A 25,512-nucleotide genomic window follows, 5' to 3' on the forward strand; every position below is an offset into this window, starting at 1 on the left:
AACAACGTTTAGCTGATTATGTTCCCTTTATTTCTTTAGAAGCAATGAAAATGAAAAAATAGAGCCCCCCTCTTTTTTGTTTTCCAACCAAATGGTTCCTCCGTGCCATTTGATGATTTCCGAACAAATATAAAGCCCCAGTCCTAAACCCGGATACGTATTTTGATTTCCACCGGTTACGCGATAAAATCGCTCGAATATCCTTTCTTGGTCAGCTTCAGGAATGCCAATGCCAAAATCTTCCACAGAGAATACGATGCGATCGCGTTGATTCTCATTAACCAGCTTGGTGTATACATAGATAACATCTGACTGAGGAGAATACTTAATCGCATTAGTTAACAAATTGATGACAACCTGCCCAATCCGATCTTGATCACCAAACACCTTTTTTGATGTTGTTAAACGCCTAATGATCTGATGCCGCTGGGTAGTTCGTTGTATTTCCTCCACCACACTATCAATCAATTCATTGAAGTCGAAATGTTTTTCTTGCAAGTGTAGCTTTCCACCTTGTATTCTCGACACATCAAGTAGTTCCGCTATTCGCGATGTTAACTTATCAATCTGCGCCTCCATTTTTAAGGAAAGAGCTGCTGCTTGCTTGTCATTCGCTTCTTGCGCAGAACGATGAAAGATTTGGGTATAGGCCTTAATTACCGTCACCGGTGTTTTTAATTCGTGTGAGGCCATAGCCAAGAATTCGTCCTTTTGTTCCGAAAGTTGCCTCATCTCGGTAATATCACGGGTTGTACCTGCCACCGCAACAATTTCATTGTTTGCGTCAAATACCGGCGAAAAGATATAATCATAAATGCGTCTGCCAAGTGTAGCATGAGGGAAAGCAACCTCGCCTCTTATCAATCGTTTCGTTGCAACCACTTCGTCAATCTCCCGCTCGTGCATTTCGGCATGCCATTCTTCATAGCCCAATTCACGAAGCCCCTTACCCTTTGCCTCTTCCAAGGTGTTTTTGCCCCACATTATAAGTAAGGCCTTGTTAGCATAGGTAAATTTGTATTGTAAATCAAACACGTAGACAAGATCCGGTGTACTTGCCGTTACTGCCTCATAAAGCCTTTTCTGTTGTTCCAGTTCGTCTTTCGATCGACGTAAGGCTTCTTCCGCTTGCTTCCGTTGCGTAATGTCACTGGTGGTTCCAAACCATTCAATTATATTGCCATCTCGGTCCACAATTGGAATAGCACGAGAAGATGCCCAACCCATTTTACCGTCAAGCCGTTTCACTCGGTGTTCCAGTTGAAAAATACTCTTAGTGCGTATTGCTTCTTGGATGACATGCAAGATCTGTTCCTTATCTTCGGAATGGATGTACTTATCCATCCAATGCTGAATGGGTTCCCCTGTATCTTCGAGAAATTCACGGCCCTGAAGTTCGAGCATAATGGTCCAATCTGCGTTCATCCGATAAATGACATCGGACGTGGCTTTCACAAATGCGGCAAAACGTGTTTCACTATCTCGTAATTGCTTATTAACGTTTACCAATTGCTGATTTAACACGTTTGCCTCGGAAATTAGTGGGCTAGAAAATAACTGAGCACTATTCGTCTTCGGATCTGTCATCATTGTCAAGGTCGTCTTTGGTGAATTATCTATCAAAACCGACGCCGGTTTTTTTCGTCAAACTGGTATTATTTCCGTCATCAAATCTATATTGCCTCCCTTTAGCCTAAAACGTATGAAACCTGTTAAAAAATAATTTAAAAAAATGTCCTTATGGAAACAGCTCAGCCTATTAAGCCGAACTGACTCCTATACATCGCTGCTTGTCAATCAATTTCCAATTGAACAGTTCATAGGCATGCAAGGTTACCCAACGAATTAAAGCCGGCCGATCCGATACCATGGCCTTCTTGCATAACCTATCAATACAGACTCCTACCCTACAAGCAGGCATTTTCAGCTCGCTTCCAATTTCCGCATTGGTGTATCCTTCAATGACATAATGCAAAACCATTTTTTCTTGCTCACTGATCAAAGGTATTTTTCCATTGAGTGCAAGACCTGATAAGCGAACAAAATTTTCGGCGATCTCAAAGGAAGTTTCAGGTGAAAGCACGTACTCGCCTGCTAACAACAACTTAATTATAGTCAGGCAGTAATCATAAAAAAAATTTCTGGAGACATAACCATTTAGGTAAGTCCGGAAGTTGGAGAAATGAGTATAACAAGCCAACTCATCCACCAAAACAAGTTTTCCCGCAACACCGATATTGTGTTTGACTTTCGTCAATGTAGTTTCGTCCACCCGCTTTGTCTTCGTTTGAAATAGGAATAAAATTTTTGGGGGAACGCGATAATTTTCGATAAAATCATCTACACTTTGATAATATTGGAAACTACATGTTTGGTTTTCACTAATTGCGAGTCCATTTTTCAACAGGGCGGATCCCTCCCTTATAATTGAGATTTTTACTTTTTTCATTGTAGAACGACAGAAATTACGGTTTCTAAAGTCTTGAACAACAAAGAAAGATTTTTGTTCGCTTTTCTATAGGAAAAAGCTCTTGATTTGATACCAAAAATCACTCCTTCATAAATCAAGGATTACGAAGAATTGCCGAGATAATTTCGTTCCAAAATGCGCTTCAATAGTAAAAAGGGCAGTCGATGCGATCTAAGGAACGTGTTCAATTCGTCAACGGGCATTTTCAATTCAAGCGCCAACAAAGAGAGAAAGGGAATGTCCAATTTTTGCAGTTCGGTTACTTCCTCAATACTGAATGAACCGATTGCTTCGCAATCATGGTATAAATCTTTCAGCTTTCGTATTTTATTCGTTTGTTTCTTTGTGTAGTCCTCGATCAGCTGCTTGTGATCACGCATGAAATCGTCAAAATATCGGTGCAACAAATGTACCTCTTGAAAGGGTACCTCAAAATCAAGACTTGTTATGGAGTCGTCGCTACGTCTACTTATCCGCACCAAAACGTTCACTTTTCCATCGAGGTGTACGTGTTCTAAAAGTTCAAGATAAGTAGTCCCGTCTGAAAGTTTAATGCTCTTTTTCCCCATGATATCCAAATGGCGACAATATACCAAATTACCAAGCAAAAATAATTTTTAGTTAATTTTTTAGACTAGCAACTAATACATTAATAAAAATAGGCTAACAAACAAAAATACAATAGGTTTCTTTTATATGCAATATCCTACTTTTTCAAAACTTATACTACAACAAGTGTTAGTTTAATACGTTTGCCGTTGATCTTAACTAAAATGCAATGCCGTAAACAGTAATTGTGATCTTCAACGTAAGTTTATAAAGGAAGGCTTCGGGCCGGACCCTTGCGTCAGCTAAGATGAGAAGACACGATTCGCTGTAGACTGAGAATCTTTCCATGCTATTAATCGAGAAAAAGTCGATATTTATATACAATGGTTACCGGTCACCACATCTCACCTAGCAGTTTCGACTTTATTTCCTGTCCCAGTATATCGTCCTCATTTAGATCAGACATCCGGACACAGAGTTCAAGATGCCAACTGTGTATAGATTCCTCAATGGTGCTACCAAACCCGAATATTGTATCCGAAATACCATAGTAACAGCAATACATTTTACGGTAAGGGAAGACAATAGGAGTCAATACAGTATATACGTAATTCAGTTCAAGAACAGAACCTATTTCTTCATGGATATGAGAATTGCTGCGCTCCATTTGCCGTATTTTTCATCAAATAGTATTCATTATGGAACCATAGACTAGCCATTTTGTTTATTTAAAATGATATTTTAAAGAAGGAAGGCAAATACTAAAACGCAGGTTAACCCGCTTTCAATGTTGAGAAACTTGCAATATGTTCAATATTAAGGCTGTTGCAATTCCCGTACGATCGCGGCGGCCGGTGCAGTGATGAAAAACCGCCTGCTTTTCGTACATTGTTAACAGGGCTTGGAATAACGGTTTGTAACGAATTGCCAGTGGATCTACCCGACTATAAAATGCTGTCAGGAAAGCAGGGAGTTCTTCAAGGTTAACTCCAAACAATGGGCAGTTCGACGCAGGTATAACCGCTTTTTCCAACGCAGCGTATGATATCTTGTGTAGTAAAAAAAGCGCCTTCAATACGCAAGATATTATCTTTGTCTTCCAGATCAAAATTGATTTTCGAGCCTGGGTAGATTCGAGAAAGAAGACGAATGATGCGTTCAGCCTCCTGGAGATGCTCAACATCGGTTCTAAAAACTTTGATCATGTTATTTGCTTGCTTTAATGTGTCTTATTCTTCCTTACCAGAAACGAAAACGGATTAAAGGATACCCCCAAATTAATGTAGAATGTTGGATCAGGACTTGTTTGAAATACCGGATCGCCAAAAGAATCTTCTTTCCGGAATAATCGGCCTGATGTTGTCAATTTCATTCCCGTCTTAGCCGTGAGCACAAAATATTTTGCTAAAAGATGTTCATACACCAATCCCGAATTAAGATCCAATTGCCTGTATTCATATCGCTGTGAAGTGCCGTCAAGATCGTAAACATAAAAAGAAGTTCTATCTAATTCGGTTCCCAAAGACAGACGCCCATTGTTAAAGACATATTTTCGAAGGTAAATATTTCTTGGCAGTACAATGTCGGCTATAAGCCCATTATTGAATTTATGCTCATAAGAAAAGGTTGGTATAAATGGTGTTTGTGCGCTGGGATCGATATTAACCAACATTCCAACCATTAACCTGGTGCGTTGATTGGCTTTCAACACCATAGTGGCGGTCAACAGCCCTTTAACCCTTTCGAAATGTCGGTCACTGCCATCACCGGAAATGCTAGAGGTATAGATGGTCCGTTTGTTAAATAGCTTAGAGAAATAGGTAAGGGTCAAGGCTGAAAAGAGGTAATGATAATCTTCATCCACCGTTTTAATTGCACCGGTGGGTAACGACAAATCTGTGTTTAGTGAGGTGTATCGATAACCGGCTGTTGCGCCCAAAAGCCACGTCTTTCTTTTTATAAAATTAAAATTAGCGCTAATGTCGGCCTGTCTAATGTGATTAACCTTACTCTCCGGAATCGCATTGGGGCCTTTCTCGGAAGTAAATTTGTAAGGTGCCGTCTGAATGAACTCGATATTCAATGGACGGGTAAAGGCAAATTTATCGGCTACATAGGCCACGGCTTTTTTTCGTATGTTTAAACTATCGGATGTTGCCCTATACAGGCTGTCTTTCTGTTGCGAAAAACATTTTGCTGAACACAGTGCCAATAAGTTAAACAGAAGGAAGCTGGTTTTCTTTAAATTATCCATTTAATCGAGATTTTTTTATGTTGATGCTATGGCAGACGTTACAGGATAAACCGGTACTACTCGGCGATAATCAAGTAACGATATTTCGGAGTCATTTTTACTTTCCATATAATCCGATATGGGATTAACAGTCCAAAGAAAAGCATAAGCTTCTGACTTTTTTGGGTTTTTAGACCAAAGCCCTTACATATTATACTAAAGCCTTTCTATGGTAGATTTGGTATAATAAATAACAAGGTTAGTATAAAAACTAGTGTACATACTGCTTATCGAATTATCTTTGCTAAGAATTTGATCTTCCCCAATGCAGCAGCAGGAATCATTAGAAATAAAGAATACAGCGATTATCCGACTAATTGTAGACGAGCGTTATCGAGCGTTTCGACATATTTTTCTCTTTTTAGGCCTCTTTGTTATGATCTCCTTTACAAATCCCTTATCAGAATACACGGGGCTTTATCGTTATTATCGTCGGTTTTGTGTTTTTGCTCATTTAATATTCATGTTCTATGTGAATATGAATATTTTGATCCCTAAATTTTTCTTCAAAGGTAAATATGTACTATATATAGTGTCTTTACTCCTACTGGTAATGATATGCCTCTTTATGATGAAGTTTTTACTGGAAAACACACTCGACCCACAAAACGTTTCTGTAAACTATCAAAAGGGCAACCCTGCTAAAGGATTCTATGAAACTACACTCATATTAACACCAGTCATATTGGTTACCACGATGATCAAGTTATTTCAACGTTGGATACGCGATAATGAGCGGATGTCTGATCTTAAAAACCTCACCCTCACCATGGAACTAAACGAGTTACGAAATCAGATCAATCCGCATTTTCTTTTTAACATGCTGAATGGGATTAAAGCGCTGGTTCGCAGTAACCCTGAAAAAGCGACGCTCGTTATCATGAAATTATCTGAGTTTCTTCGTTATCAACTTTATGAAAATAATGTAGAAAAAACACCGCTCCGATCCGAGATTGATTTCCTAACTAACTTCCTCGAATTAGAGAAGATCCGCCGGGATAACTTTCAGGTTGAGGTCAATGATCAGTCGACGATACATAACTTAAATGCTATTTTTTTACCCGCCAATATTTTCACCACTTTCGTCGAGAATGCCATCAAACATAGCATTGATATAAAGCAAGGGGAATCTTATATCCGTATTGACATAAACGTAAATAATCATAAACTTTATTTTGATTGTGTTAATTCAATAGATCCCAATTATGTCGCTTCAGATAAAAAGAACAGCGGACTTGGGCTGGCAAATGTTAAGAGACGGCTACATTTATTATACGGCGATAGTTATACATTAAATACCACTTCTAAAGTAAACGAATACCATGTTCACTTAATCTTACCGATATGAATTGTATTATCGTAGACGACGAACCATTGGCGAGAGATGAAATGCACGCGCTGATTAAAGATGTCTCTGACCTTGACATGCTGGGCAAATTCTCCAATGCGCCGGCAGCGCTCGATTTTATAAGCACCAATGAAGTAGATCTTATCTTTCTCGATATTCAGATGCCTATGGTAACCGGCCTGGAGTTTGCTGCACAAATCCCCAACCAGGTGCTCACCATTTTTACAACCGCCTATCCGCAATATGCCTTAAAAAGCTATGAGCTTGACGCCATTGATTACCTTTTAAAACCCGTTGATAAATCCCGCTTGGAAAAAGCAATACATAAAGCCGAAATATATAAAACGCTGCTTTCGCATGCTACGGAAAAGAACACCATTGAAGCGAATACGGAGCAGTACTTGATCGTCAAATCTGATCGTCGATTTTATCGGATAAACTTCGAAGATATCCGATTTATCGAAGGACTCAAAGACTATGTCGTGATTTATACCAAAAGCCAGAAACTGATAACAGCGATGAACTTAAAGGCCATCCATCAGAAAATTCCTTCCGGGATATTCGTCCGTGTAAGTAAATCGTATGTGGTTAACAAGAAATATGTTGAATCATTCGACCATCATACCATTTATCTAACAGATAATGAAATACCTTTAGGAGAAGTCTACAAAAATGATTTTTTTAAGGAATATTTAGGCAATGTCTCCAATCCAGATATTCCCTGATCAAATTTGTCTTTATTTTAGGTAATTTCCCGAGACTTTAGACGCCGACCGCAGCAAACACGCGAGGATCGACGCCTATCTTTCTAATTATATCACAGTTACTACTTTACACTACAATACTATCGATGGCCGTATCCAATGCAGTTTCCTGAACCGCCGATACGGCAAAACCTTCGCCCCGAATAAAAGTAACATCGGTAATGCCTATAAATCCCAGAGCCATTTTAAGATACGGTGTCACGAAATCGAAGGATTTATAGTCGCCGGAGCTGTAAATGCCGCCTGTTGTTACCGCTACGTAGGCTTTCTTTCCCGTTATCAGACCTACCAGGCCCTCCGGCGTATATTTAAAGGTAATTCCTGCGCGTGTAATATGATCAATCCATGCTTTCAAGGTAGATGAAATACCAAAGTTGTACATTGGAGCACCAATTACCAAAATATCCGCATCCATTATTTCCTGAATCGCCTGATTGGAATGTTGTATAGCTGCCCTATTCTCATCTGTGTATTTCTCAGCTGGTGTAAAAAAGCATTGAGATGCACTTCTTCCAGATGAGGGAACGGGTTACGCGTTAAATCTTTCACTTTTACAAAAGATGCAGGCTCCTTTTCTCTAAGGCGGTCGATTACCGCATTCGCTAACTTGATACTGTTCGATTGCTCGCCCCTTGGGCTAGAAATAATATTTAGAATCCTTGCCATTTTATCTCTAATAATTTTTTGATTTGTTTTATGAGGTAAAATTAGGCAAGCAGCTCGCTGCCCGAAATAACATAGGTTAAGAAATTCGATTGATTTAGATCAAGAACTTACGTGACTAAGTAAACAATAAGGTGGGCAATTATCTCGCGGCTTTCCCAAATAGCGTAGTTGATAGGAAGGAAGTAGAGGGTGCCTAATGACAATCTAAGCTTTTTAGGCACCCTTATGAATATTTCAATTATTCCCAATCAAAAATCTGTTTAAGATTGGGATTGAGCATAATCTGTTGTTGCGGAATCGGTCGATAATAATATTTAGGGGCTACAAATGTTCCTACATCTTCTATTATCTGAATATTTCCCGCGTTTGCTCCTCCTAAGAAGACCGATACGTCCTGACCGAAGGTACCAACGCGGTAGTATTGGAGCACCTTACCCAAACTGTTGGTTTCTTTATCGTTAGGGATCGATTGCGAAGCAGGAAGCAAATAAATATCAGGCACGCCGTCACCCGTTAAATCATGTTTTCCCAACGAAGCAAAATAGATTCCCTGTGGTTCCTTTTCCAGTACTTTTCCCGCCTCCCACCGCATCAAATCATCATGTCGTAAACCCTCCATTGCCAGTTCTACCCTACGTTCCCTCCTGATTTCCAATAATTCGCTGCGCTGTGCAGACGAAAGGTTGGGAAATTTGGCAGCTTCAACTGGATCCATTGGCGGGTTTAAGGTCATGTGTGGCATACCAACACGATCCCTTAATTTATTCACCGTAATATCCAAGTCGCCTTGCGTAAGTTGCGCTAATTCGGCCCTAGCTTCCGCATAAATCAACAGGACCTCAGCAAAGCGATAAAGCGGCACATCCATATTATTCCGTACATCCTGATCTGTTGTATTATAAAAGCCTTTAATCTGATGATAACCCGAAAAGTTCTTCGCCAACTGTTGCACATATAAACCCGTTCCCTGCGCATAAGTACCGGAGCGCACCAAAACCCATCCCGGATAAGCAAAAGTTTGATATAAACGCGGATCGCGGTTGCTGAATTCTTCAACAAACTCGTTTTGCTGATAGTTAGGGCGACTGCTATAAAAAGAACCGTCCTTCATAAGATACGCCTGTACGAGATCCTTTTGCGGATAAGTCTCATAGTTGCCGAAAACCCCTTCGCCACTATCTCCATTCAGCACATTCGCTTGGTAAAACCGACCAAATATGATTTCCGGATTGCTTGAGAGATCCGCACTTGCGAAAAGGCTCCCATAGTCTTCATTCGGTTTTCCGGTAGAATAGAGACTAAAGGTCCCGCTGTCCATAATTTCTTTCGCCACAGCGGCGGCTTTTTGTAGCAGTTCATCAGCTGATTCTGACAAGTTCAGTTCAGCATGGTATTTCCGAAAAGTTCCTTCATATAACAAAAAGCGGGCATAATCAGCTTTGACCACCCAACGGTTCACGGCTCCTTTAGGGGCCGAAACATCCACATTGTTCATTGCGAACTCATAGTCTTCGATGAGGTGGTCGACCACGGTTTCCCGTGAGTCACGCCCGGCAAATAAAATGTCTTCGCTGTTTGCTTCCAATGGTACATCTATCCAGGGAACATCCGAATAGCGTTTTATTTTATCAACATAAAAGCGGGCACGGAAAAAACGGGCTAAACCTTCGAAGTGGTTTAAGCGGTCCTCTGCAGCGTTGGCCCTCCGGAAATGCGCCAAAAAGAAATTAACATTTCTGAGCTGGCCCCAGTCCCACCCACCGGTAATTGTGGTAGAAGAAGGATTGGTGGTCATCATGGTTTTCAATTCCACATTGCCCGTCGAGAAGGCATTGTCGGTTAAGTTATAAGCATCTGCTGTATAAATACCGGTAGAAGGAAAATTGTAAAGATTATAAATATATAAGTTTAAGTCTCCTTCCGTATTGAAAAAATTGCCCGCGTCAATATCCGTTTCGGGTGTTTTTTCCAAAAAATCATCATTACAGCTTACTGTCGAAAGGGCTAGGAGTCCGATGAACAGGCCGATTTTAAGAAACTTGTTCTTCTTTGTATATTCTATTGCTGACATGTTTTTATTTTTTAAAAGATGGCATTGATTCCTACCGAATAACTCCTTTGAAAAGGGTAAGTCATTCCATTTCCTTTTCTACCGATGCCACTGGTCGGATCGGTATTGATATTTGCGTTCGTACTTTCGGGATCATAAAAATCTTTGATTCCCGACCATTCGAAGAGGTTCTCACCGGAGGCATAAATGCGAAGACGGGCCAAGCCTATTTTTTTTATCAATGTTTCAGGTAAAGTGTAACCGATTGTAATATTTTTTATACGCAGATACGAACCGTTAAGCAGATAGCCGGTTTGGGGAATGGCCAATCCCATCGCATCGTCAATTCTTGTTCCTAGGTTAGCATCAGCCAACCACGATTGCATAATCGGGTATTTTCCGTTGGGATTTGCATCTGCAAGTCCGAGGTTCAGATAAGATTGCGAATGACGCGCCCTTTGTTCATCACTATCGCCGGTAGGTCTATAAAAGTCGAGCAAATGCTCATAGATATTTCCGTAGGGCTGTTGGTAAAAGCCCCAATAAAGGTAATCGATTGGATAATAATCCCGTTTTCCAACACCTTGTAAAAAGACCCTGACATCAAAATTTTTCCACGAGGAGTTTAGATCAAGACCAAACTGGTAGCGTGGTGTTGAATTTCCGATTACGGTTAAATCCTTTGTGTCGTCCAGCGTATAGCCCTTTTCAATTTTTCCGTTACCGTCCCGATCGATATATTTGGGCCATCCCGGTACAATCTGTAACGCACCCCAAGGAATAATAGCTGACTCGTCTAATTGTGCAATCTCGTCGGTATTGGCAAAAAGTCCGTTGCTTTGCAATCCCCAGATTTCCCCCAGCTCCATTCCTTTGTAGTATTGCAGGATGCTTCCGTTCGGATTATCAAACCGTGTAATATGTGTTTTAGAATCGGAGAGTACAAAGCGGCCCTGGAAGGTCAGTGGGCTTCCGCCAACCTCATATTTATTCTGATATCCAAATGAAAGCTCCCAACCCTTGGTTTGCAGGTCGGCAGCATTTTCACTCGGCTCAACGGCACCCAATACGCCGGGGAGCTCCTTTCCGCGTGTTAACATATTGAGGGTGTTCCGTTTATACATGTCGAAAGTCAGCGTAATACGATCCTGGAGGAGCCCCATATCCAAACCGACATTAAGTGTATTCACCTTTTCCCACGTATAATTGGGTGAAACCAGGAGCGGCGGACTGATCATGGTCGGGCGCGAATCACCGATCAGGTAACCGGACTGTGAAGCCTCCATGAAAGGAAGATAGCCGTAGTTGGCCACGTTCTGATTTCCTAAGGAACCATAGGAAGCCCGAAGCTTTAGATTATTGACGGTCTGACGGATACCGTCCATAAAAGACTCCTGATCGATCCGCCATGCAGCGGAAGCGGAAGGGAAAAATCCGAAGCGTTTATTTTTGGGAAAGCGTGAAGAGCCGTCATATCTTCCGTTGAATTCCACGATATAACGGTCATTATAAATATAATTGACTCGACCGAAAGCACCTCTAAGCGCATAGGTCCTGATATCTTCCTCGCCATTGGTCAATCCTGTGGCTAAGCCAATCGTGGGATAAGATGAAGAAATCAGGTCCTGTTTGCTGACATAAAAAAATTCGTCACGGTAATTTTCCTGGTTATACCCCACAATGGCCGACAAACTGTGTTTTCCGAAGCTTTTATTCAATGTCCCATAGATATTGAATACTTGATAGGTAATAGATTCGGCATCTCTTCTGGCACTATTCTCTCCTTCCTCACGTACATCATTCGGACCATATCCGATTTGATATTTGGTATTATAAGAATTCGTGTTGATGGAGGTATTTCTAAAGGTAAAATCACTATTAACGGTGAGCAACTTATCCCAAAAAGACATCTCCGTGGTGAAGGTAGACTGAATCATGTTTTGTTTCACCGTCGTTGCACCACCGTCAACTAGTTGGGCGGCCAGCCGACCTACGGTTTCATTTGCCCAGGTGCCATCCGGATTCTTATCCCATGAAGTAGGAAAAATAGTATACAGATCATAAATACTGAAAGGAGTGTTCGTAACAGGCAGTGATGAGGAAGCTTGGCTGGGATTGCTGTAAAATCGGGTCGGCGATTTTCGGTTCGTATAGGTATAATAGGTGTTATTCCCAACTTTAAGCCACTTCTTTAAGTTATAATCAATTTTAGCGCGCAGACTATAGCGTTCATTGTAATCATCGGCCAAGGTTAACGGACTGTTCTGTCTGTTATAGCCGCCTGATAGGTAATATTGTGCTTTATTGTTTTCGCTCACGCCGCTAATGGCGAGGTCGTGATTTTGGTTGAAGTTATAATCATCCATAAAATAGCGGCTCCAGTCTCGATTACCCATATATTCCCATAAGCTGGGATCGGTAGGATTTACCCGTACCCCGGCGATAGACGGATTATCCGATCGTTCTTTGGCATATTGGTAAAATTGATCGCTATAATTAACGTTATCCCAAGGGGTATTATCGGTAGATAATTCCAGTAAACGCGAAAAGATGTAAGGGTCTGTCACCATTTTCGGCAAAACGGTAGGTTTATTTAGGCTGAAATTATTGGAGTAGCTGACGGTAGCACCCGCTACAGCGCCTGTTTTAGTTTTAATTAAAATCACCCCAAATGCCGCCCGCGCCCCATAGATGGCCGCAGCGGACGCATCTTTGATCACCGACATCGTCTCAATGTCCTGTGGCGCTATCAGGTTCAGTTCAGCGGCACTTATCTGCACACCATCAACCAATATAAGCGGCCCGCCACCATTGATGGAAGTGATGCCCCGAATGTTGATGTCCGCCGCTTCACCCGGACCACCGGATGCAAAGCGGATATTTAAATTTGGCACCATTCCCTGCAAACCTTGCGCAACATTTGCTATTGGCCGATTCTGTAGGTCTGTTGCTTTCACTTGGTCGACCGCACCGGATAGGTTCACTTTCTTCTGTGTTCCGTAACCAACCACGACAACTTCGTTAAGGCTTTGTTTGTCATCGGCCAATATGATGTCGTAATGCTCAGCCGCTGTTACCTTTACCTCTTGCGGCAAATAACCAATGGCAGAGATATGCAGCACATCCCCTGTTTTTACTTTTAAAGAGAAAACGCCGTCTATCGTTGTCGACGTTCCCTGTGTCTTACCAACAATGGCAATACTCACACCGGGCAGTGTTTCGCCAATCGAGTCTTTCACCGTTCCGGAAATTGTGCGGTCATCTTGACGCACCTGTCGGCCATATACCCCATACTGCCAGATGATCAGCGGGCTTATGACAAATAACAGTAAAATCTGTTTCATAACTATTTTTTAAGATTAGGGATCTGGCAACAAAGATGAATTTCAGATGTTAAGGAGGAATTAATATATCGTTATTTTAATTGAACATTCATTCAATTAAAAAAAAAAAGACACTTACTGTCAGTCACTATCATAGGCCACTAACCTTATGGCGGCGTTGTTACGATCAATAAAGATGCGCAAGTCCGCTTCCGAAATATGCAGACAGAATAGCAAATTAGGAAGGAATGCTTGTAGGAGACGCTAGGTTAACTTTAACAGATCATAAACTTCCTCTTTGTATTGATTGAGTCTATTTTCGACCATCGACTTATCTTCTACCAACGATAAATAAAAATAAGCGCCATCCAGAAAAATAAAAATCAGATCAGCCGTATGCGCTGGGTTCGTTAGACGCAGCTGTTCCCGGTCGTTCAATTTAGCGAGTATGGTGCTAAGCATCGATCGTAACGAGTCGAGAATGGTAATGTATTTACGCCTAATTTGTTTGTTCCGGAAACTCTCTGCATAAAAGTCGTAGAATAGACTATCATCAAATAATTTGTTCCATTTCTTTGAAAAGAGTCGATCAATAATATCGTAGAGGTCTGTCAGGCTATAATCTTTTTCCTTGTCTATGTTGAAAATCAGCAGATAGCGTTCCAATAAGTAATCGATCAACGCTTCCTTTAAATCCTCTTTAGTAGCAAAATAATGGATGATAAGGCTGGGGTTTATATTCATCACTTTAGCCACTTTTGCTATTGAAGTATTGGCGTAACCAATTTTTTTTGCTACTTTATAGAAGACTTTGATAATCTCCTGTTTCCTGATATCTTTTATACTTTTTCTACCCATATATTTATCGTACTGAAATCGGTTACAAATAGATGAGTTATTATTGAATGAACATTCAATTAATTAATAAAATAAAGATTTCTTAATGATGGCTTAACTGCTCAAGCTGAATTTTACCGCAATGAATGTAAGTGCGACAAAAAGAAAAACCCAATGTCATCCCTATTAAAGAACCAAGTTAATCAATCCTTTCTGATTATGGGGATAATTCGGGATATTTGATTTTTGCCGAAAGATTTAAAACATGAAACCATCATGATTTATTCAAACCACACAGGGGAATGAATAAATCTGATAGCTTCATCACCACTAAAAAGCAAATTTAAATAGATGAAAAAACTTAGTATTTTAGTTCTATTCTGTATGTGCTTTGGCCCCGTCATTGCACAACGACAAAAAAAGGTAGTTTTCATAATTGCAGATGGCATTTCAGCCGATGCATTGGAGCGAACAGACGTGCCAAATATGAAAAAGTTGATGGCGAAAGGCGCCTACCTTCGCGCTTACCAAGGGGGTGAAGCAGGCTCGTATAGTGAATCGCCAACAATTTCTGCTGTAGGCTATAACAATGTACTAACAGGCGTTTGGTATAACAAACACAACGTTCCGGATAATGATATCAAAGATCCCAATTACAACTATCCAACGATTTTCCGTTTACTGAAAGATGCTTTTCCAAAGAAAAAAATTGCCGTTTTTTCCAGTTGGCAAGATAACAGAACGAAGTTAATCGGCGAGAACCTGGCACAAACGAATTACATTAAGATGGACGAAGCGTTCGATGGGTTGGAATTGGACACAGTGAAATATCCACATGACGCGAAACGCCGGTTTATGTTGGCAATTGATCAGGCAGTTAGCGCTAAAGCTGCCGAATCGATTGCCGAGCGGGCACCCGACCTCTCCTGGGTATACCTCGAACACACGGACGATATGGGCCACATGTATGGCGACAGCCCCGAATACACAGAGGCTATACAAAAGGTAGATGAAGAGGTTGGGCAAATTATGGCCGCTATAGACGAACGCGAAAAAAAATTCAACGAAGACTGGCTACTCCTGGTAACTACGGATCACGGAAGAGCAGAAAAAGATGGTAAAGGCCATGGGGGGCAGTCCTTTCGCCAGCGCTCAGCATGGATTCTCAGCAACAGGCCACTTAAAAACACCTATAGTGCAATGCTATACCCTTCTGTCGTTGATATTCTACCTACCATTGCCCGATATATGGAGATTCCTGTTCCGACAATAGCCGCACGCGAATTGGATGGTATTTCTTTAATGGGTGAAGTAGCAATAGCGCTTCCAAAAGTTCATCGCCTAAAAGAACACCTCGACATTTTTTGGACTCCCCTGAAGCAGGAGGGCGAAGTGAAGATCTGGCTATCCACCACCAATAATAAAAAAACGGGCAAAGAAGATGAATATCGGCTCATGGGCACGTATCCATTAACCGGTAAACATGCGCTTGTTTCTATCAAAGATATTCCTTCCCCTTTTTATAAAATAGTGTTGGAAACGCAAGACAATACGGTCAATCGCTGGGTAACCGAATAAAGGTTACCTGCATATCTAATATGCTTATCGTTTAAGGGTTTAACTGCTTTTGGCCGGCCGCTGTCTTTCGAAATTAGATATTCCGGTATATTTGCAAAAAAGAGCTATTCAAATCTTTATTTTGAAAGACCGTATGATCATGAAGTCGATAGCAGTTAGTAAAGCGTCGCTTGGCGAGTTAAAAGTTATTCAAGACCTTGGCCGAACAACCTTCTTTGAAACCTTTGCAGCCAGTAATTCCGAAGCCGACATGCGCACCTATTTGGAGGCAAATTTCAGCGAAGAAAAGATCAGAACCGAACTAAATAATGCAGAATCGTTATTCTTCATTGCCTGGGACGGAGAAGAGGCGGTAGGTTATCTGAAAATTAATGTGGGCCATGCGCAAACCGAAGAACAAGGCGACGAAGCATTGGAAATTGAGCGTATCTATGTAAAAAGTAGCCATCACGGAAAAAAGGTCGGACAGCTTCTTTATGAAAAGGCGCTCGAAGTGGCAAAATCGTTAAACAAAGTATACATCTGGCTCGGGGTTTGGGAAGAAAATCCACGAGCTATCCGATTTTATGAAAAGAACGGATTCGTTGCATTCGATAAGCACATTTTCAAAATGGGCACCGATGAGCAAACGGATATTATGATGAAAAAGAATCTGAAATAAGCCGTTTCCATGTCAGTCATTGCTTAATAATTTTTATTAAAAAACCCACCCCGGGGAAGGGAATGGGTTCTACTAATTGAATTGGACAAGTTTGGCAACTTGTTTTCGAAGTCACCATAAAAATAACAAGCCTGCATTATAATGACATTAAAGACCACGAACGATGAGCGGTTATTTTCTTTGCTAATCGATTGCTCTCAGCACCCTTGTATCCGTTTGGCAGCATCTGATGCAACTAACAGCCCACCTACCATCATAATAATATCCTTAAGAACCAATCTGCCCGCGCCTGAGAGATAAGGAAAGCCGTAATTGGGCGTTGGAAAATCGCCTCCCAAATTTGGCACATATACCTCCGGTGTGGTGATGAGGAAGGATAAGGTTACGATCGACATGGCGGCAGTTAACAATCCGCCCAGCAGGCCTATTCGTGCCGACCATATCCCTGCTAAGGTCAATAGTCCAATAACAATGATGACGGTGCCCAAGCCGAAAGCAAAAAGGTAGGTCCCATTTTGTTTATGCCAGGCCACATTTTTAGCTACTGTCTTCCCTTCCGGGTTTTTATACTGCTGGTATTCCGGTGCATTCTTTGTGTAAAAGAAGCTCATAAATGGACTGTTGGCAACAAAAGGGACAATTCCATCAGCCTCATATTGAAAGGCTTTCAATCCTCCTATCCAAGCCATTACAATAAAAATGACAATACGCATAAGATGAACAAAACTCGCTTGTCCATTTGCTAAAACGTTCAATAGCTGTTTCATATTTTATTTTCTATTGAACAAAGGTAGCGGGCCGCTTAGGTTTATAAAATGGACAGAAACGGCATTATGGTACACTATTTTGCCGCAATGGAAATCCCCACTTTCGAGCGAAATTCCGATGGAGAGATACCCACATTTTTTTTAAAGTAACGACTGAAATAATGTTCATCATCAAAATTTAGTTGTACAGCGATTTCTTTTATTGATTGATACGTCAGGTGTAAAAGCTTTTTCGATTCCAATATAATCCGATCTTGAATAAAAATAGAAGGCGCTTTACCTAAATGTTTCTTGATTTTTTTACTAAAGGCATCTATACTGAGGTTAAAATGTTGCGCATAAAAATTCACAGACTTTTCCCTCATAAAATTTGCTTCCAGTAATTGCTGAAAAATGCGCCCCTCACCTATATCCTCCTGCTGTGGAATTTCATGTAGATTAATCTGATGCTTCTTCACTTGACTCGATAAAGCCAAGATCAATTGCAGGTAGGCTTTGACCACCGCATCAGAAAATTCAAGGCCAACCTTTAGTTCCTTCTCCATTTTGCGAACAAGTTGCTCGATCTCAAGATATATTTCCTTTCCCAAGTTAACATGAGGTTGTAGATAGATGTTATTAAAAAGCAGGCCGTTGCAAGCCACTTCTTTTTTATGGTATTCAATACAATAGAAATCTCCGTGAAACAGCAATTGCAAACCGGTTGTCAACGGACCTTTTAACCAACTCAAATGTTGATACGGGCTTAGGCAAAGTAAAGAGTACGGAGCGGTTTTATAGTTCGTAAAATCTACCGTCATCTCCATCGGATCGCGGAGCAGGAAAATTTGATAGAACTCATTATCTTGAGTTTGTACTTCGTTGCCAATGGTACGGATAGAAAGCATAAGGCAAAGTTAACTTGATTTTTTCTTTTCTAATTATACTTAATTAATATGGTTGCAAGTGCTATACTTTGCCTATACCCCTATTCAATATCAGCGCCTGTGTTGTCATTACCATACGCGAATACAAGCTTTACATGCTTGTCAACTAGTGAATTTTAACCGTCAAATATAAGTGTGCGGCTCATACAAATATCATGTGTCCTCTACTCGCAACTTAACATGTGCATCTTAAATTTTGACAGTAAGTCAACTAGATTCTTAACGCGAAGCTTCTTATAAATCTTGGATTTGTACGTACCGATAGTAGACGTATGCAGCACCAATGTATCAGCGATTTCGCTTACTCTCATACCTTTGATTAACATCTGGCAGACCTCCATTTCGCGGTCAGTCAATTTGTTTAGCGGACTCAAAGATTGATGTTTTAGATTAAACCGTTTGTTTAACAAATGCTCCTTTAATCTATTGCTGACGTATTTTTCGCCACGGAGTATTACGCTCAAAGCCTCTTTAATCCGTTCTTCGTTTTCGTTCTTCTGTAAGAAACCATCGGCCCCAGCATCTAGGTATCGTTCACCATATACCAATTCATCATAAGTAGAGAATAGTAAAATTCTTGTACTTCTTTGATTTTCCTTCAATGATCTTATCAGGTAAAAACTATTAGCGTCCAAGATATCGCTATCCAGGAGTATGATATCAATTTGTTGTTGCGACAAAATTCTTTTACATTCTGTTAGGTTCTCGGCCAAAGAAACTATTGTCCCTGGCAGCCAATTTTCGATAATAAACTTCAAGCCCAGGCGCTCGGCAACGCGATCATCGGCAACAGTTATTTGTAATGGCATGATCTAAATACTTAATGATATATAATTGGATTTATAAATGAGCGAACCGAAAATTTTATAAATATTCGGTTCAATCGAAAGACCGAAAATTGTATCAGGTTTTTTTGAAAAAGAAGTAAAAATGTACTCATAGAGATCCTATTAGTAAGCAACATATCGTAACGTGTCGTCTTTAATTTACCCTCATTATCGGTAGGTTGAACAAATATATATATATGACCGAACCAGACGTTATTCAAACCGTTCATTACTCCGCTTCATGTTCATTCCGTTCACGCATATAAAAAGTATACCTTAAAGCTCTTGGTGAAACCACTCTTTTTCTTTATTTTGATGCAATAGATTGTTCATTACAAATGGTTAGACGGCGGGTTGCCGCAACCGATAAGGTTCGGCAGACTCAAGGTCCAATGCTGGTGCCTCAAACTTGATGTTCTGATTGCGCTAGAACAATAGTCCTTAAAAAAAGTGTCCAAAGCATTATCGGACACTTTTATAGCAAATGCGGAAAAATTAGCGTTACTTTAGGGCGTTCCGTTTCATAAACACCGCCACAGGTGCATTTTCGCTATTATCAAGTAACACCTCTTTATGTATATGAAAGCCCACCAAAGGTCCATAAAGTTTTGCCGATCTTCGAGTGCTAGCAAGAAGAAACGGTGTTTCATAGCCAAGTTTATCATAATGGTTCAAGGTCCATTTAAGAATGTGGCTACCATAACCGCGGCCTTGAGATTGCGGTAATACTCCCATATAATCGGGCAGCATACATCCTTTTAGCTTTGCAGAATCGATCTCAACATCGCCTGCTCTATAGAGTTCATAATAGCGTTTTACTCCTTCTGGATCAAGAATCTCATACCAGCGCTTCTTCCACTCACCCGGTTCTTGAAGACTGTAACCGTGCCATGTCCAAACCAGAACAACCTGCTGGTCCGGGCTGCTAAACACTGCGCCTCCGGACTCAAGTGCATCTTTCACTACGGCCTCAAAAAAATCTCTCAATACCGCTTCGTTCGTCTTTTCACCAATCCAGAACTTCAATACAGGATCGTTCAAAAAGGCTTTCGCTAGTACGTTCCATTGCCAAGGTTCGGGACTTTTAATTTGGATGGGGTCAGGAAGCTTCTGTTTAGTTTCTAAGTTTTCTAAAGTGTTATTCATATCAATTTAAAATTATGTAATGGTTCTAATGTTGGGCATCCAATTAGTTAATAGGACAACATATATTCTCCCGACTCTTCTGCATCCTTTTTTGACGGCACAATAGAAATTTCGTCTACGAAATGATCGATTGTTTCTTTTGAAACGCCTGGCATACAAATCAAGTGGGATTGCCCAGCTTCTGTTGCTAATTGCCATTTTGCACGGATTGATAAGGCGGGTTCAGGAAATACGAGGGTAATCGCATTTCTGTTGCGCCAGGCCGGTATACCTGCCGCCTGTAGTCTTGATTGCGTATAAGAAGCCAAAGAAACACTTTCAACGGCGCGCTGGACGAGTCCTTCCCTTCCGTATTTTTTAATGGCATACCACAAAAACAAAGGGCCATGGCCATTTCGGGAGCCAGTTATTGTACTGTCCAACGAACCTATATAAGGTACCGGCTGGCCAATTCGATCTTTGTAATTTTTTCGTACAATCACCACTCCACAAGGCATTGGCGAACCAATAAACTTATGACCGCTACAAGCTATACTGTCTGCGCCATGGGCGAAATCAAATGTTGGATCTTCTTCCAATAAAGGCAAATAATTGCCAGCAAGCGCCGCATCACAATGAATGTAATAAGAATTTATAGCAGTATCCTTTAAAAGTTGCCGGATTGTGGCAACGTTATCCTTGGCTTCGGTCATTGTCGTCCCGACGTTGGCAACCACTATAACCGGTCGTTGTCGATTCGATTTGATAGATGCTTCCAAATCCTCATAATCCATCTCACCGTTGGCTTGGGTGCGAATTATAATCGATTGCATACCCAGTAGATGAATGCTTTTGGGCACACTGTAATGACTCGAGGTCGAATAATAGACGATCGCTCGTGAGTACAGTTCTCGGGCAACATAAAGGCCGTACAAATTACCTTCACTACCACCGTTGGTGGCATAACCCCACCAGTTATCCTTAGGTGCCCTAAATAATTCAGCAAAAAAAGCTAACACTTCCCGTTCCAATGCACGAGAGCTAACTTTATAAGTTGATTCGATGAAAGGGTCTCCTATATTATTAAGGGAATAACCCAGCAAGGGATAAAGCTCGCTATAATTGAAATCCGTGGCGAAAGGATAACCAATAGAATTTGCTGCCCGCTGGACAATTACGTCCATTTGACGGTTTAATTGTTCTTTGTCTTCAGTTGTCATTTTATATGAAAATGGTGGTTTAACACTCGAGTAATTCCATCTTTATGTTGATCTTCATTCAGCAACCATTAGCTCACTAAAAGAGTCCTCAACCACACGAATATAATTTCAGATCTAAACTAGCATGAAATGTTTACACAAATCCATCCCCACCTTACACGAAAACATTGAAAAAAAGTAAATTGTAGTTATTTTTCTATCCTATATAGAAATTTTACGATGGCTAACTTTAAGTTATATGTTATTCTTTTTTCACTTATTAACGTTAACATTGGGAAGTCGGGCTATTAGAATGCCGTATCGGCAGCACTACGGCTTTACGAAAAACCAATAGGAATAGCATGAGGAAGGCAAACAATTAAATCAAACAGGATTTAACATTGACTTTATATCATATCCATACATTTGTGCCGAGTGACCATTAACGAAAGGCGTGTTCTTAAGCACCCTAATCAACAGATCTAATGCATAGTTTAGCGGATAACGCGCTGTTTCAATTAGTGCCTTTGGAATAACAAAAAAGGCACTTATTCACTCCGGTTTAGCAATATAATCTTGCTAAACCGGTGCAAACAAACGCTGCAAATCATCATCAGCCTATTATTCAAAGAAAACCTTTCAACTACTTAACCACTCAACTACTCCACTTAACTAGTTGTTTGAATATCTTAAGAAAATGTTTGATAATCATTAGCCCAAATCCGGTAATAAGATTAACTTTGATAGTAGGATGACAAAATTTAGCCAATGATTTCATTTACAGTCAACAACAAAACGTATCAGCTTGATCTGGACCCCAACATGCCATTGCTTTGGGCCTTACGGGATGTCGTCGGGCTCACCGGCACCAAATATGGCTGCGGTGTCGCACAATGTGGCGCCTGCGTCGTACATCTTGATGGAGAGGCGGTCCGATCCTGCATAACTAAATTAAGCAGGGTTGCGGGTAAACATGTTACTACCATTGAGGGTCTGTCGGAAAAAAACGACCATCCTTTGCAGCAAGCCTGGGCCGCAGTGGACGTACCACAATGCGGTTACTGTCACTCCGGCCAGATTATGTCGGCCGCCGTATTACTGCGAGAAAAACCCAATCCAAGTGATGAAGATATCGACAATGCCATGGCGGGCAATATATGCCGGTGTGGCACGTATCTGCGCATACGTAAAGCTATACATCTCGCCGCCGAACTACAGCAGAAAACATCAGAACGATAATTAAGGAAGACCTATGGCAAAAAAGCTCAAATTGATTATTTACGCCGTAATGATTGCTGCACTCGGGTTCTCTCTTTATACCGGTAAAGAGAACACTTACGCACGCGATACCGGTAGACCGATTAGCAAAAGGAAGTTGGCCGATGACAGTGTTCGATCAGTCAGAGCGTTTAACAAAGTATATGCCGTGCTGATGAGCCCCCGATGTGTAAACTGCCATCCCGCCGGCGATGTGCCCCTACAAGGCGACGACAGCCATTTGCATACCATGTTGCCAAAAAGAGGGGCAGATGGCAAAGGTCTCTTCGCGATGAAGTGTGCAAACTGCCATCAACCTGAAAATACACCTGGACCGCACACGCCTCCCGGAAATCCCAACTGGCACCTTCCTCCGGCAGACATGAAAATGGTTTTTCAGGGTAAAACAGCCCATGAACTTGCAAAGCAGTTGTTAGATCCTCAACAAAACGGCCATAAAAACAAGCAACAACTGATTGAACATGCTGACGACGACTTGGTACTTGCCGGATGGAATATGGGAAAAGGGCGCACCAAACCACCGTTGAGCCATGCGGAATTCAAAAAGGCCTGGATTGAGTGGTTGGAAACAGGAGCTTATGCGCCACCCGCAAATTAATAATACAAGGTAAGAAAGCATCGCACATATGAAGGATTCACTTAAGCGAAATAGCCAATATTCACAAGAAGAGGCCACGCGTCTTTCACGGAAAATTTTTTTAAAAGCCGCTGGCCTGGGTTCAGCAGCATTGGCGCTGGGCTTTTATTTTCCCGCTGGCGCCCACATCGTAAATATACTTGCAGGAGAAACAGCAGCGGATAACGAAGCCCCTTTAGTATCACTAAATGCATGGATACATATCGATACAAACGGTCAAGTAACCTTGTTTGACCACCGCGCCGAAATGGGCCAGGGTTCCTATCATTCGGTTCCTCAAATTATCGCCGAAGAGTTGGAAGTAGATCTAAAAGATATTCAGGTATCCTTTGCTCCGGGCAATCGGAACGAATATGGAGGACAGATTACCGGTGGCAGTTCAACTATTCGCGGAAGCTATAAAAAACTGCTCAAGCTAAGCGCTACTGCCCGCATGATGCTCGTACAGGCGGCCGCCAATCAATGGAAGGTAGATGTATCGACCTGTTACGCAGCATCCGGTCACGTTATCCATAAGCCTTCCGGAAAGAAGCTCCATTATGGGCAATTGGTTGTTGCTGCATCAAAACTTCAGCCGCCTAAGGAAGTTCCGTTAAAGCCCGTTTCCGAATACAAGCTGATACGGAAAGCGAGCCGTCGGATCGATACACCATTAAAGACCAATGGCAGTGCCGTTTTCGGACTTGATAAGCGTATTCCCGATATGTTGTTCGCTACGGTGGAGCGCAATCCCCGCATGCGCGGCACTGTCCGATCTTTCGACGATTCGGACACGATGAAAGTAAAAGGGGTAACGAAGGTCTTCAAAGTAAGGATGAAAGTTTTTAACACCTGGCGCGAAGGGGTCGCTGTCGTAGCCGATTCAACTTGGGCGGCAATGCAAGGCAAAAAGGCCTTAAAAGTTGAATGGGATGATAGCAATTTTGAACATATAAGCACCCCTGAAATCTATAGGCGACAAAAAGAACTACTTTCCGGTCAAGAAGGCTTGATCTTTCAAACGCAAGGCAATCCATCGGAAGTCATTACCGCCGCCAGCACCGACGCCAAGTTAGACGTGTTATACGAAACACCTTACCAATCGCACTACGCGATGGAGCCGGTGAACTGTATCGCTCATTGGAAAGGCGATACGGTAGAAATTTGGGGGCCGATACAAGCCCCCGAAATGGTTCAGGACGCGATTGCCCAAGAGTTCAGTATTCCATGGCAAAACGTGAAGGTCAATATGACTTTTCTAGGCGGAGGCTTCGGACGTAAAGCCTTCATGGACTACCCTTTTGAGGCTGCCGCGATATCAAAAGAACTCGGAAAACCCGTACAGGTTGTCTGGACCCGCGAAGATGATGCAACCCAGGGCCCCTATCGCCCCGGCATATCCTATCGATGTGAAGGGGTTGTAAAGGCAGGTAAAATTGAGGCGATGAAAGTCCGTCTCTGTGGACAAAATATTGGCCATTTCAGTAGTAACGACCGGTCAAAGCCTAACGGAAGCACCAGTGAGGGTTTCCTTAAGCCCTATACACAGTCGATCCCGCATCTTAGCATCGCTGATGTCACCTTTGAGCTTCCCATACCGGTTCTATGGTGGCGTTCGGTATACGCATCCACCAATGGATTTGCTTACGAAAGCTTTATTGACGAGTTAGCAGTTGCCGCCGGTACCGATCCGCTTGAGTTTCGTCGACAGCATTTGCCGGATGAACGCGTTCATAAACTAATCGATAAACTGGAAGCGGTTTCCGGATGGAAATCGCGGGGTACTAACAAAGGGTATGGCGTGGCGATTACAGAATGTTTTAATTCAACGGTAGGCCAGGTAGTAAAAGTTTCTCGCATTCCGGAGGGAGGAATTAAAATAGATAAAGTATGGGCCGTAATCGATTGTGGCTGGTATGTAAACCCCGATATTATCCACGCTCAGGTTGAAGGCAGCGTTGCCATGGGGCTAGGTGCTGCAGCTTTGCATGAAGTCACTTTTACCGACGGACTGGTTGACCAGAAAAATTTCTACGACTATAATATGCCCCGCATTGCGGATATGCCGCCGGTTGAGGTACACATCATCGACAATGCCGAGGATGCGGGCGGCGTGGGAGAACCGGGACTACCACCTTTCGCTCCCGCGCTGGCTAATGCCGTGTACGACTTGAGTGGGAAGAGAATTAGGCGGCTGCCTTTCAGCCTTGCATCCGTGTAATATACATTATTCAG

General features: G+C 41.8%; 24 protein-coding genes. 7 read left to right on the top strand and 17 right to left on the bottom strand.

What is annotated here, in order from left to right:
• Positions 1-27: 27 nt before the first annotated feature.
• The 7 genes from ACH11B_RS25710 to ACH11B_RS25740 all read right to left on the bottom strand — a co-directional run bounded on the left by ACH11B_RS25710 (position 28) and on the right by ACH11B_RS25740 (position 5,273).
• Entirely contained in the window at positions 28-1,590 is a 1,563-nt protein-coding gene (locus ACH11B_RS25710) for a PAS domain-containing sensor histidine kinase (protein WP_246860312.1), read from the bottom strand.
• Between the two features lie 169 nt (positions 1,591-1,759).
• The gene (locus ACH11B_RS25715; protein ID WP_149106025.1) at positions 1,760-2,449 is read right to left on the bottom strand and encodes a LuxR C-terminal-related transcriptional regulator; all 690 of its coding nucleotides are present in this window, start codon (positions 2,447-2,449) and stop codon (positions 1,760-1,762) included.
• A gap of 122 nt (positions 2,450-2,571) precedes the next feature.
• On the bottom strand, positions 2,572-3,039 hold the full coding sequence (locus ACH11B_RS25720; protein ID WP_377611160.1) for a hypothetical protein: 468 nt from the start codon (positions 3,037-3,039) through the stop codon (positions 2,572-2,574).
• Positions 3,040-3,413: 374 nt separating this feature from the next.
• On the bottom strand, positions 3,414-3,686 hold the full coding sequence (locus tag ACH11B_RS25725) for a hypothetical protein (protein WP_130856748.1): 273 nt from the start codon (positions 3,684-3,686) through the stop codon (positions 3,414-3,416).
• Between the two features lie 117 nt (positions 3,687-3,803).
• Positions 3,804-4,094 (bottom strand): tyrosine-protein phosphatase, encoded by a 291-nt coding sequence (locus tag ACH11B_RS25730; RefSeq protein WP_354004747.1) that lies wholly within the window; start codon positions 4,092-4,094, stop codon positions 3,804-3,806.
• Positions 4,003-4,224 carry a hypothetical protein gene (locus tag ACH11B_RS25735; protein WP_149106028.1) on the bottom strand — a complete coding sequence of 74 codons (222 nt, stop codon included), beginning with the start codon at positions 4,222-4,224 and terminating at the stop codon, positions 4,003-4,005. The genes ACH11B_RS25730 and ACH11B_RS25735 overlap by 92 nt, the downstream gene beginning before the upstream one ends.
• A 14-nt stretch (positions 4,225-4,238) precedes the next feature.
• On the bottom strand, positions 4,239-5,273 hold the full coding sequence (locus ACH11B_RS25740; RefSeq protein ID WP_149106029.1) for a hypothetical protein: 1,035 nt from the start codon (positions 5,271-5,273) through the stop codon (positions 4,239-4,241).
• A gap of 304 nt (positions 5,274-5,577) precedes the next feature.
• On the opposite strand from ACH11B_RS25740, the gene ACH11B_RS25745 reads away from it, so the two are divergent.
• Both ACH11B_RS25745 and ACH11B_RS25750 read left to right on the top strand, forming a co-directional pair.
• Positions 5,578-6,660: a sensor histidine kinase gene (locus tag ACH11B_RS25745; RefSeq protein ID WP_149106030.1), complete on the top strand. Its 1,083-nt coding sequence runs from the start codon at positions 5,578-5,580 to the stop codon at positions 6,658-6,660.
• Complete coding sequence (locus ACH11B_RS25750; RefSeq protein WP_149106031.1) at positions 6,657-7,385, top strand: LytTR family DNA-binding domain-containing protein; 729 nt, start codon at positions 6,657-6,659, stop codon at positions 7,383-7,385. Before ACH11B_RS25745 ends, ACH11B_RS25750 begins: the two co-directional genes overlap by 4 nt.
• 106 nt (positions 7,386-7,491) lie before the next feature.
• On the opposite strand, the gene ACH11B_RS25755 is transcribed toward ACH11B_RS25750, so the two are convergent.
• The 5 genes from ACH11B_RS25755 to ACH11B_RS25775 all read right to left on the bottom strand — a co-directional run bounded on the left by ACH11B_RS25755 (position 7,492) and on the right by ACH11B_RS25775 (position 14,321).
• Entirely contained in the window at positions 7,492-7,839 is a 348-nt protein-coding gene (locus tag ACH11B_RS25755) for an FMN-dependent NADH-azoreductase (RefSeq protein WP_377611162.1), read from the bottom strand.
• On the bottom strand, positions 7,839-8,090 hold the full coding sequence (locus ACH11B_RS25760; RefSeq protein ID WP_377611164.1) for an NAD(P)H-dependent oxidoreductase: 252 nt from the start codon (positions 8,088-8,090) through the stop codon (positions 7,839-7,841). The genes ACH11B_RS25755 and ACH11B_RS25760 overlap by 1 nt, the downstream gene beginning before the upstream one ends.
• A gap of 238 nt (positions 8,091-8,328) precedes the next feature.
• Entirely contained in the window at positions 8,329-10,161 is a 1,833-nt protein-coding gene (locus tag ACH11B_RS25765; protein ID WP_377611166.1) for a RagB/SusD family nutrient uptake outer membrane protein, read from the bottom strand.
• An 11-nt stretch (positions 10,162-10,172) separates the two neighbouring features.
• Positions 10,173-13,484 (bottom strand): SusC/RagA family TonB-linked outer membrane protein, encoded by a 3,312-nt coding sequence (locus tag ACH11B_RS25770; protein WP_377611168.1) that lies wholly within the window; start codon positions 13,482-13,484, stop codon positions 10,173-10,175.
• Between the two features lie 243 nt (positions 13,485-13,727).
• A complete protein-coding gene (locus ACH11B_RS25775; RefSeq protein ID WP_130856739.1) occupies positions 13,728-14,321 on the bottom strand; it encodes a TetR family transcriptional regulator in 594 nt (197 codons plus the stop codon).
• A gap of 330 nt (positions 14,322-14,651) precedes the next feature.
• Here ACH11B_RS25775 and ACH11B_RS25780 point away from each other — a divergent pair, with 330 nt between their 5' ends.
• Both ACH11B_RS25780 and ACH11B_RS25785 read left to right on the top strand, forming a co-directional pair.
• Positions 14,652-15,878 (top strand): alkaline phosphatase family protein, encoded by a 1,227-nt coding sequence (locus ACH11B_RS25780; protein WP_149106035.1) that lies wholly within the window; start codon positions 14,652-14,654, stop codon positions 15,876-15,878.
• Positions 15,879-16,017: 139 nt separating this feature from the next.
• Positions 16,018-16,539 carry an N-acetyltransferase gene (locus ACH11B_RS25785; RefSeq protein ID WP_013667966.1) on the top strand — a complete coding sequence of 174 codons (522 nt, stop codon included), beginning with the start codon at positions 16,018-16,020 and terminating at the stop codon, positions 16,537-16,539.
• A gap of 197 nt (positions 16,540-16,736) precedes the next feature.
• Here the strand turns inward: ACH11B_RS25785 and ACH11B_RS25790 are convergent, their stop codons facing one another.
• The 5 genes from ACH11B_RS25790 to ACH11B_RS25810 all read right to left on the bottom strand — a co-directional run bounded on the left by ACH11B_RS25790 (position 16,737) and on the right by ACH11B_RS25810 (position 21,404).
• Entirely contained in the window at positions 16,737-17,306 is a 570-nt protein-coding gene (locus ACH11B_RS25790) for a DUF417 family protein (protein WP_377611170.1), read from the bottom strand.
• Between the two features lie 74 nt (positions 17,307-17,380).
• Positions 17,381-18,193: an AraC family transcriptional regulator gene (locus tag ACH11B_RS25795; protein ID WP_130856736.1), complete on the bottom strand. Its 813-nt coding sequence runs from the start codon at positions 18,191-18,193 to the stop codon at positions 17,381-17,383.
• Positions 18,194-18,396: 203 nt separating this feature from the next.
• Entirely contained in the window at positions 18,397-19,041 is a 645-nt protein-coding gene (locus tag ACH11B_RS25800) for a response regulator transcription factor (protein ID WP_289552133.1), read from the bottom strand.
• A 519-nt stretch (positions 19,042-19,560) separates the two neighbouring features.
• Positions 19,561-20,205 carry a GNAT family N-acetyltransferase gene (locus ACH11B_RS25805; RefSeq protein WP_149106039.1) on the bottom strand — a complete coding sequence of 215 codons (645 nt, stop codon included), beginning with the start codon at positions 20,203-20,205 and terminating at the stop codon, positions 19,561-19,563.
• Positions 20,206-20,252: 47 nt separating this feature from the next.
• Positions 20,253-21,404 carry a histidine decarboxylase gene (locus ACH11B_RS25810; protein ID WP_149106040.1) on the bottom strand — a complete coding sequence of 384 codons (1,152 nt, stop codon included), beginning with the start codon at positions 21,402-21,404 and terminating at the stop codon, positions 20,253-20,255.
• Positions 21,405-22,151: 747 nt separating this feature from the next.
• Here ACH11B_RS25810 and ACH11B_RS25815 point away from each other — a divergent pair.
• From ACH11B_RS25815 to ACH11B_RS25825, 3 genes are read left to right on the top strand one after another with little or no spacing between them, the layout of a single operon-like run.
• Positions 22,152-22,622: a (2Fe-2S)-binding protein gene (locus tag ACH11B_RS25815; RefSeq protein WP_130856735.1), complete on the top strand. Its 471-nt coding sequence runs from the start codon at positions 22,152-22,154 to the stop codon at positions 22,620-22,622.
• A gap of 13 nt (positions 22,623-22,635) precedes the next feature.
• Positions 22,636-23,259: a hypothetical protein gene (locus ACH11B_RS25820; RefSeq protein WP_377611172.1), complete on the top strand. Its 624-nt coding sequence runs from the start codon at positions 22,636-22,638 to the stop codon at positions 23,257-23,259.
• Positions 23,260-23,287: 28 nt separating this feature from the next.
• The gene (locus ACH11B_RS25825) at positions 23,288-25,498 is read left to right on the top strand and encodes a molybdopterin cofactor-binding domain-containing protein (RefSeq protein ID WP_377611174.1); all 2,211 of its coding nucleotides are present in this window, start codon (positions 23,288-23,290) and stop codon (positions 25,496-25,498) included.
• The last annotated feature ends 14 nt before the right edge of the window (positions 25,499-25,512 follow it).

Source organism: Olivibacter sp. EAT-5 (assembly GCF_044784325.1).
In the GTDB taxonomy this organism is placed as follows: Bacteria; Bacteroidota; Bacteroidia; order Sphingobacteriales; family Sphingobacteriaceae; genus Olivibacter; species Olivibacter oleidegradans.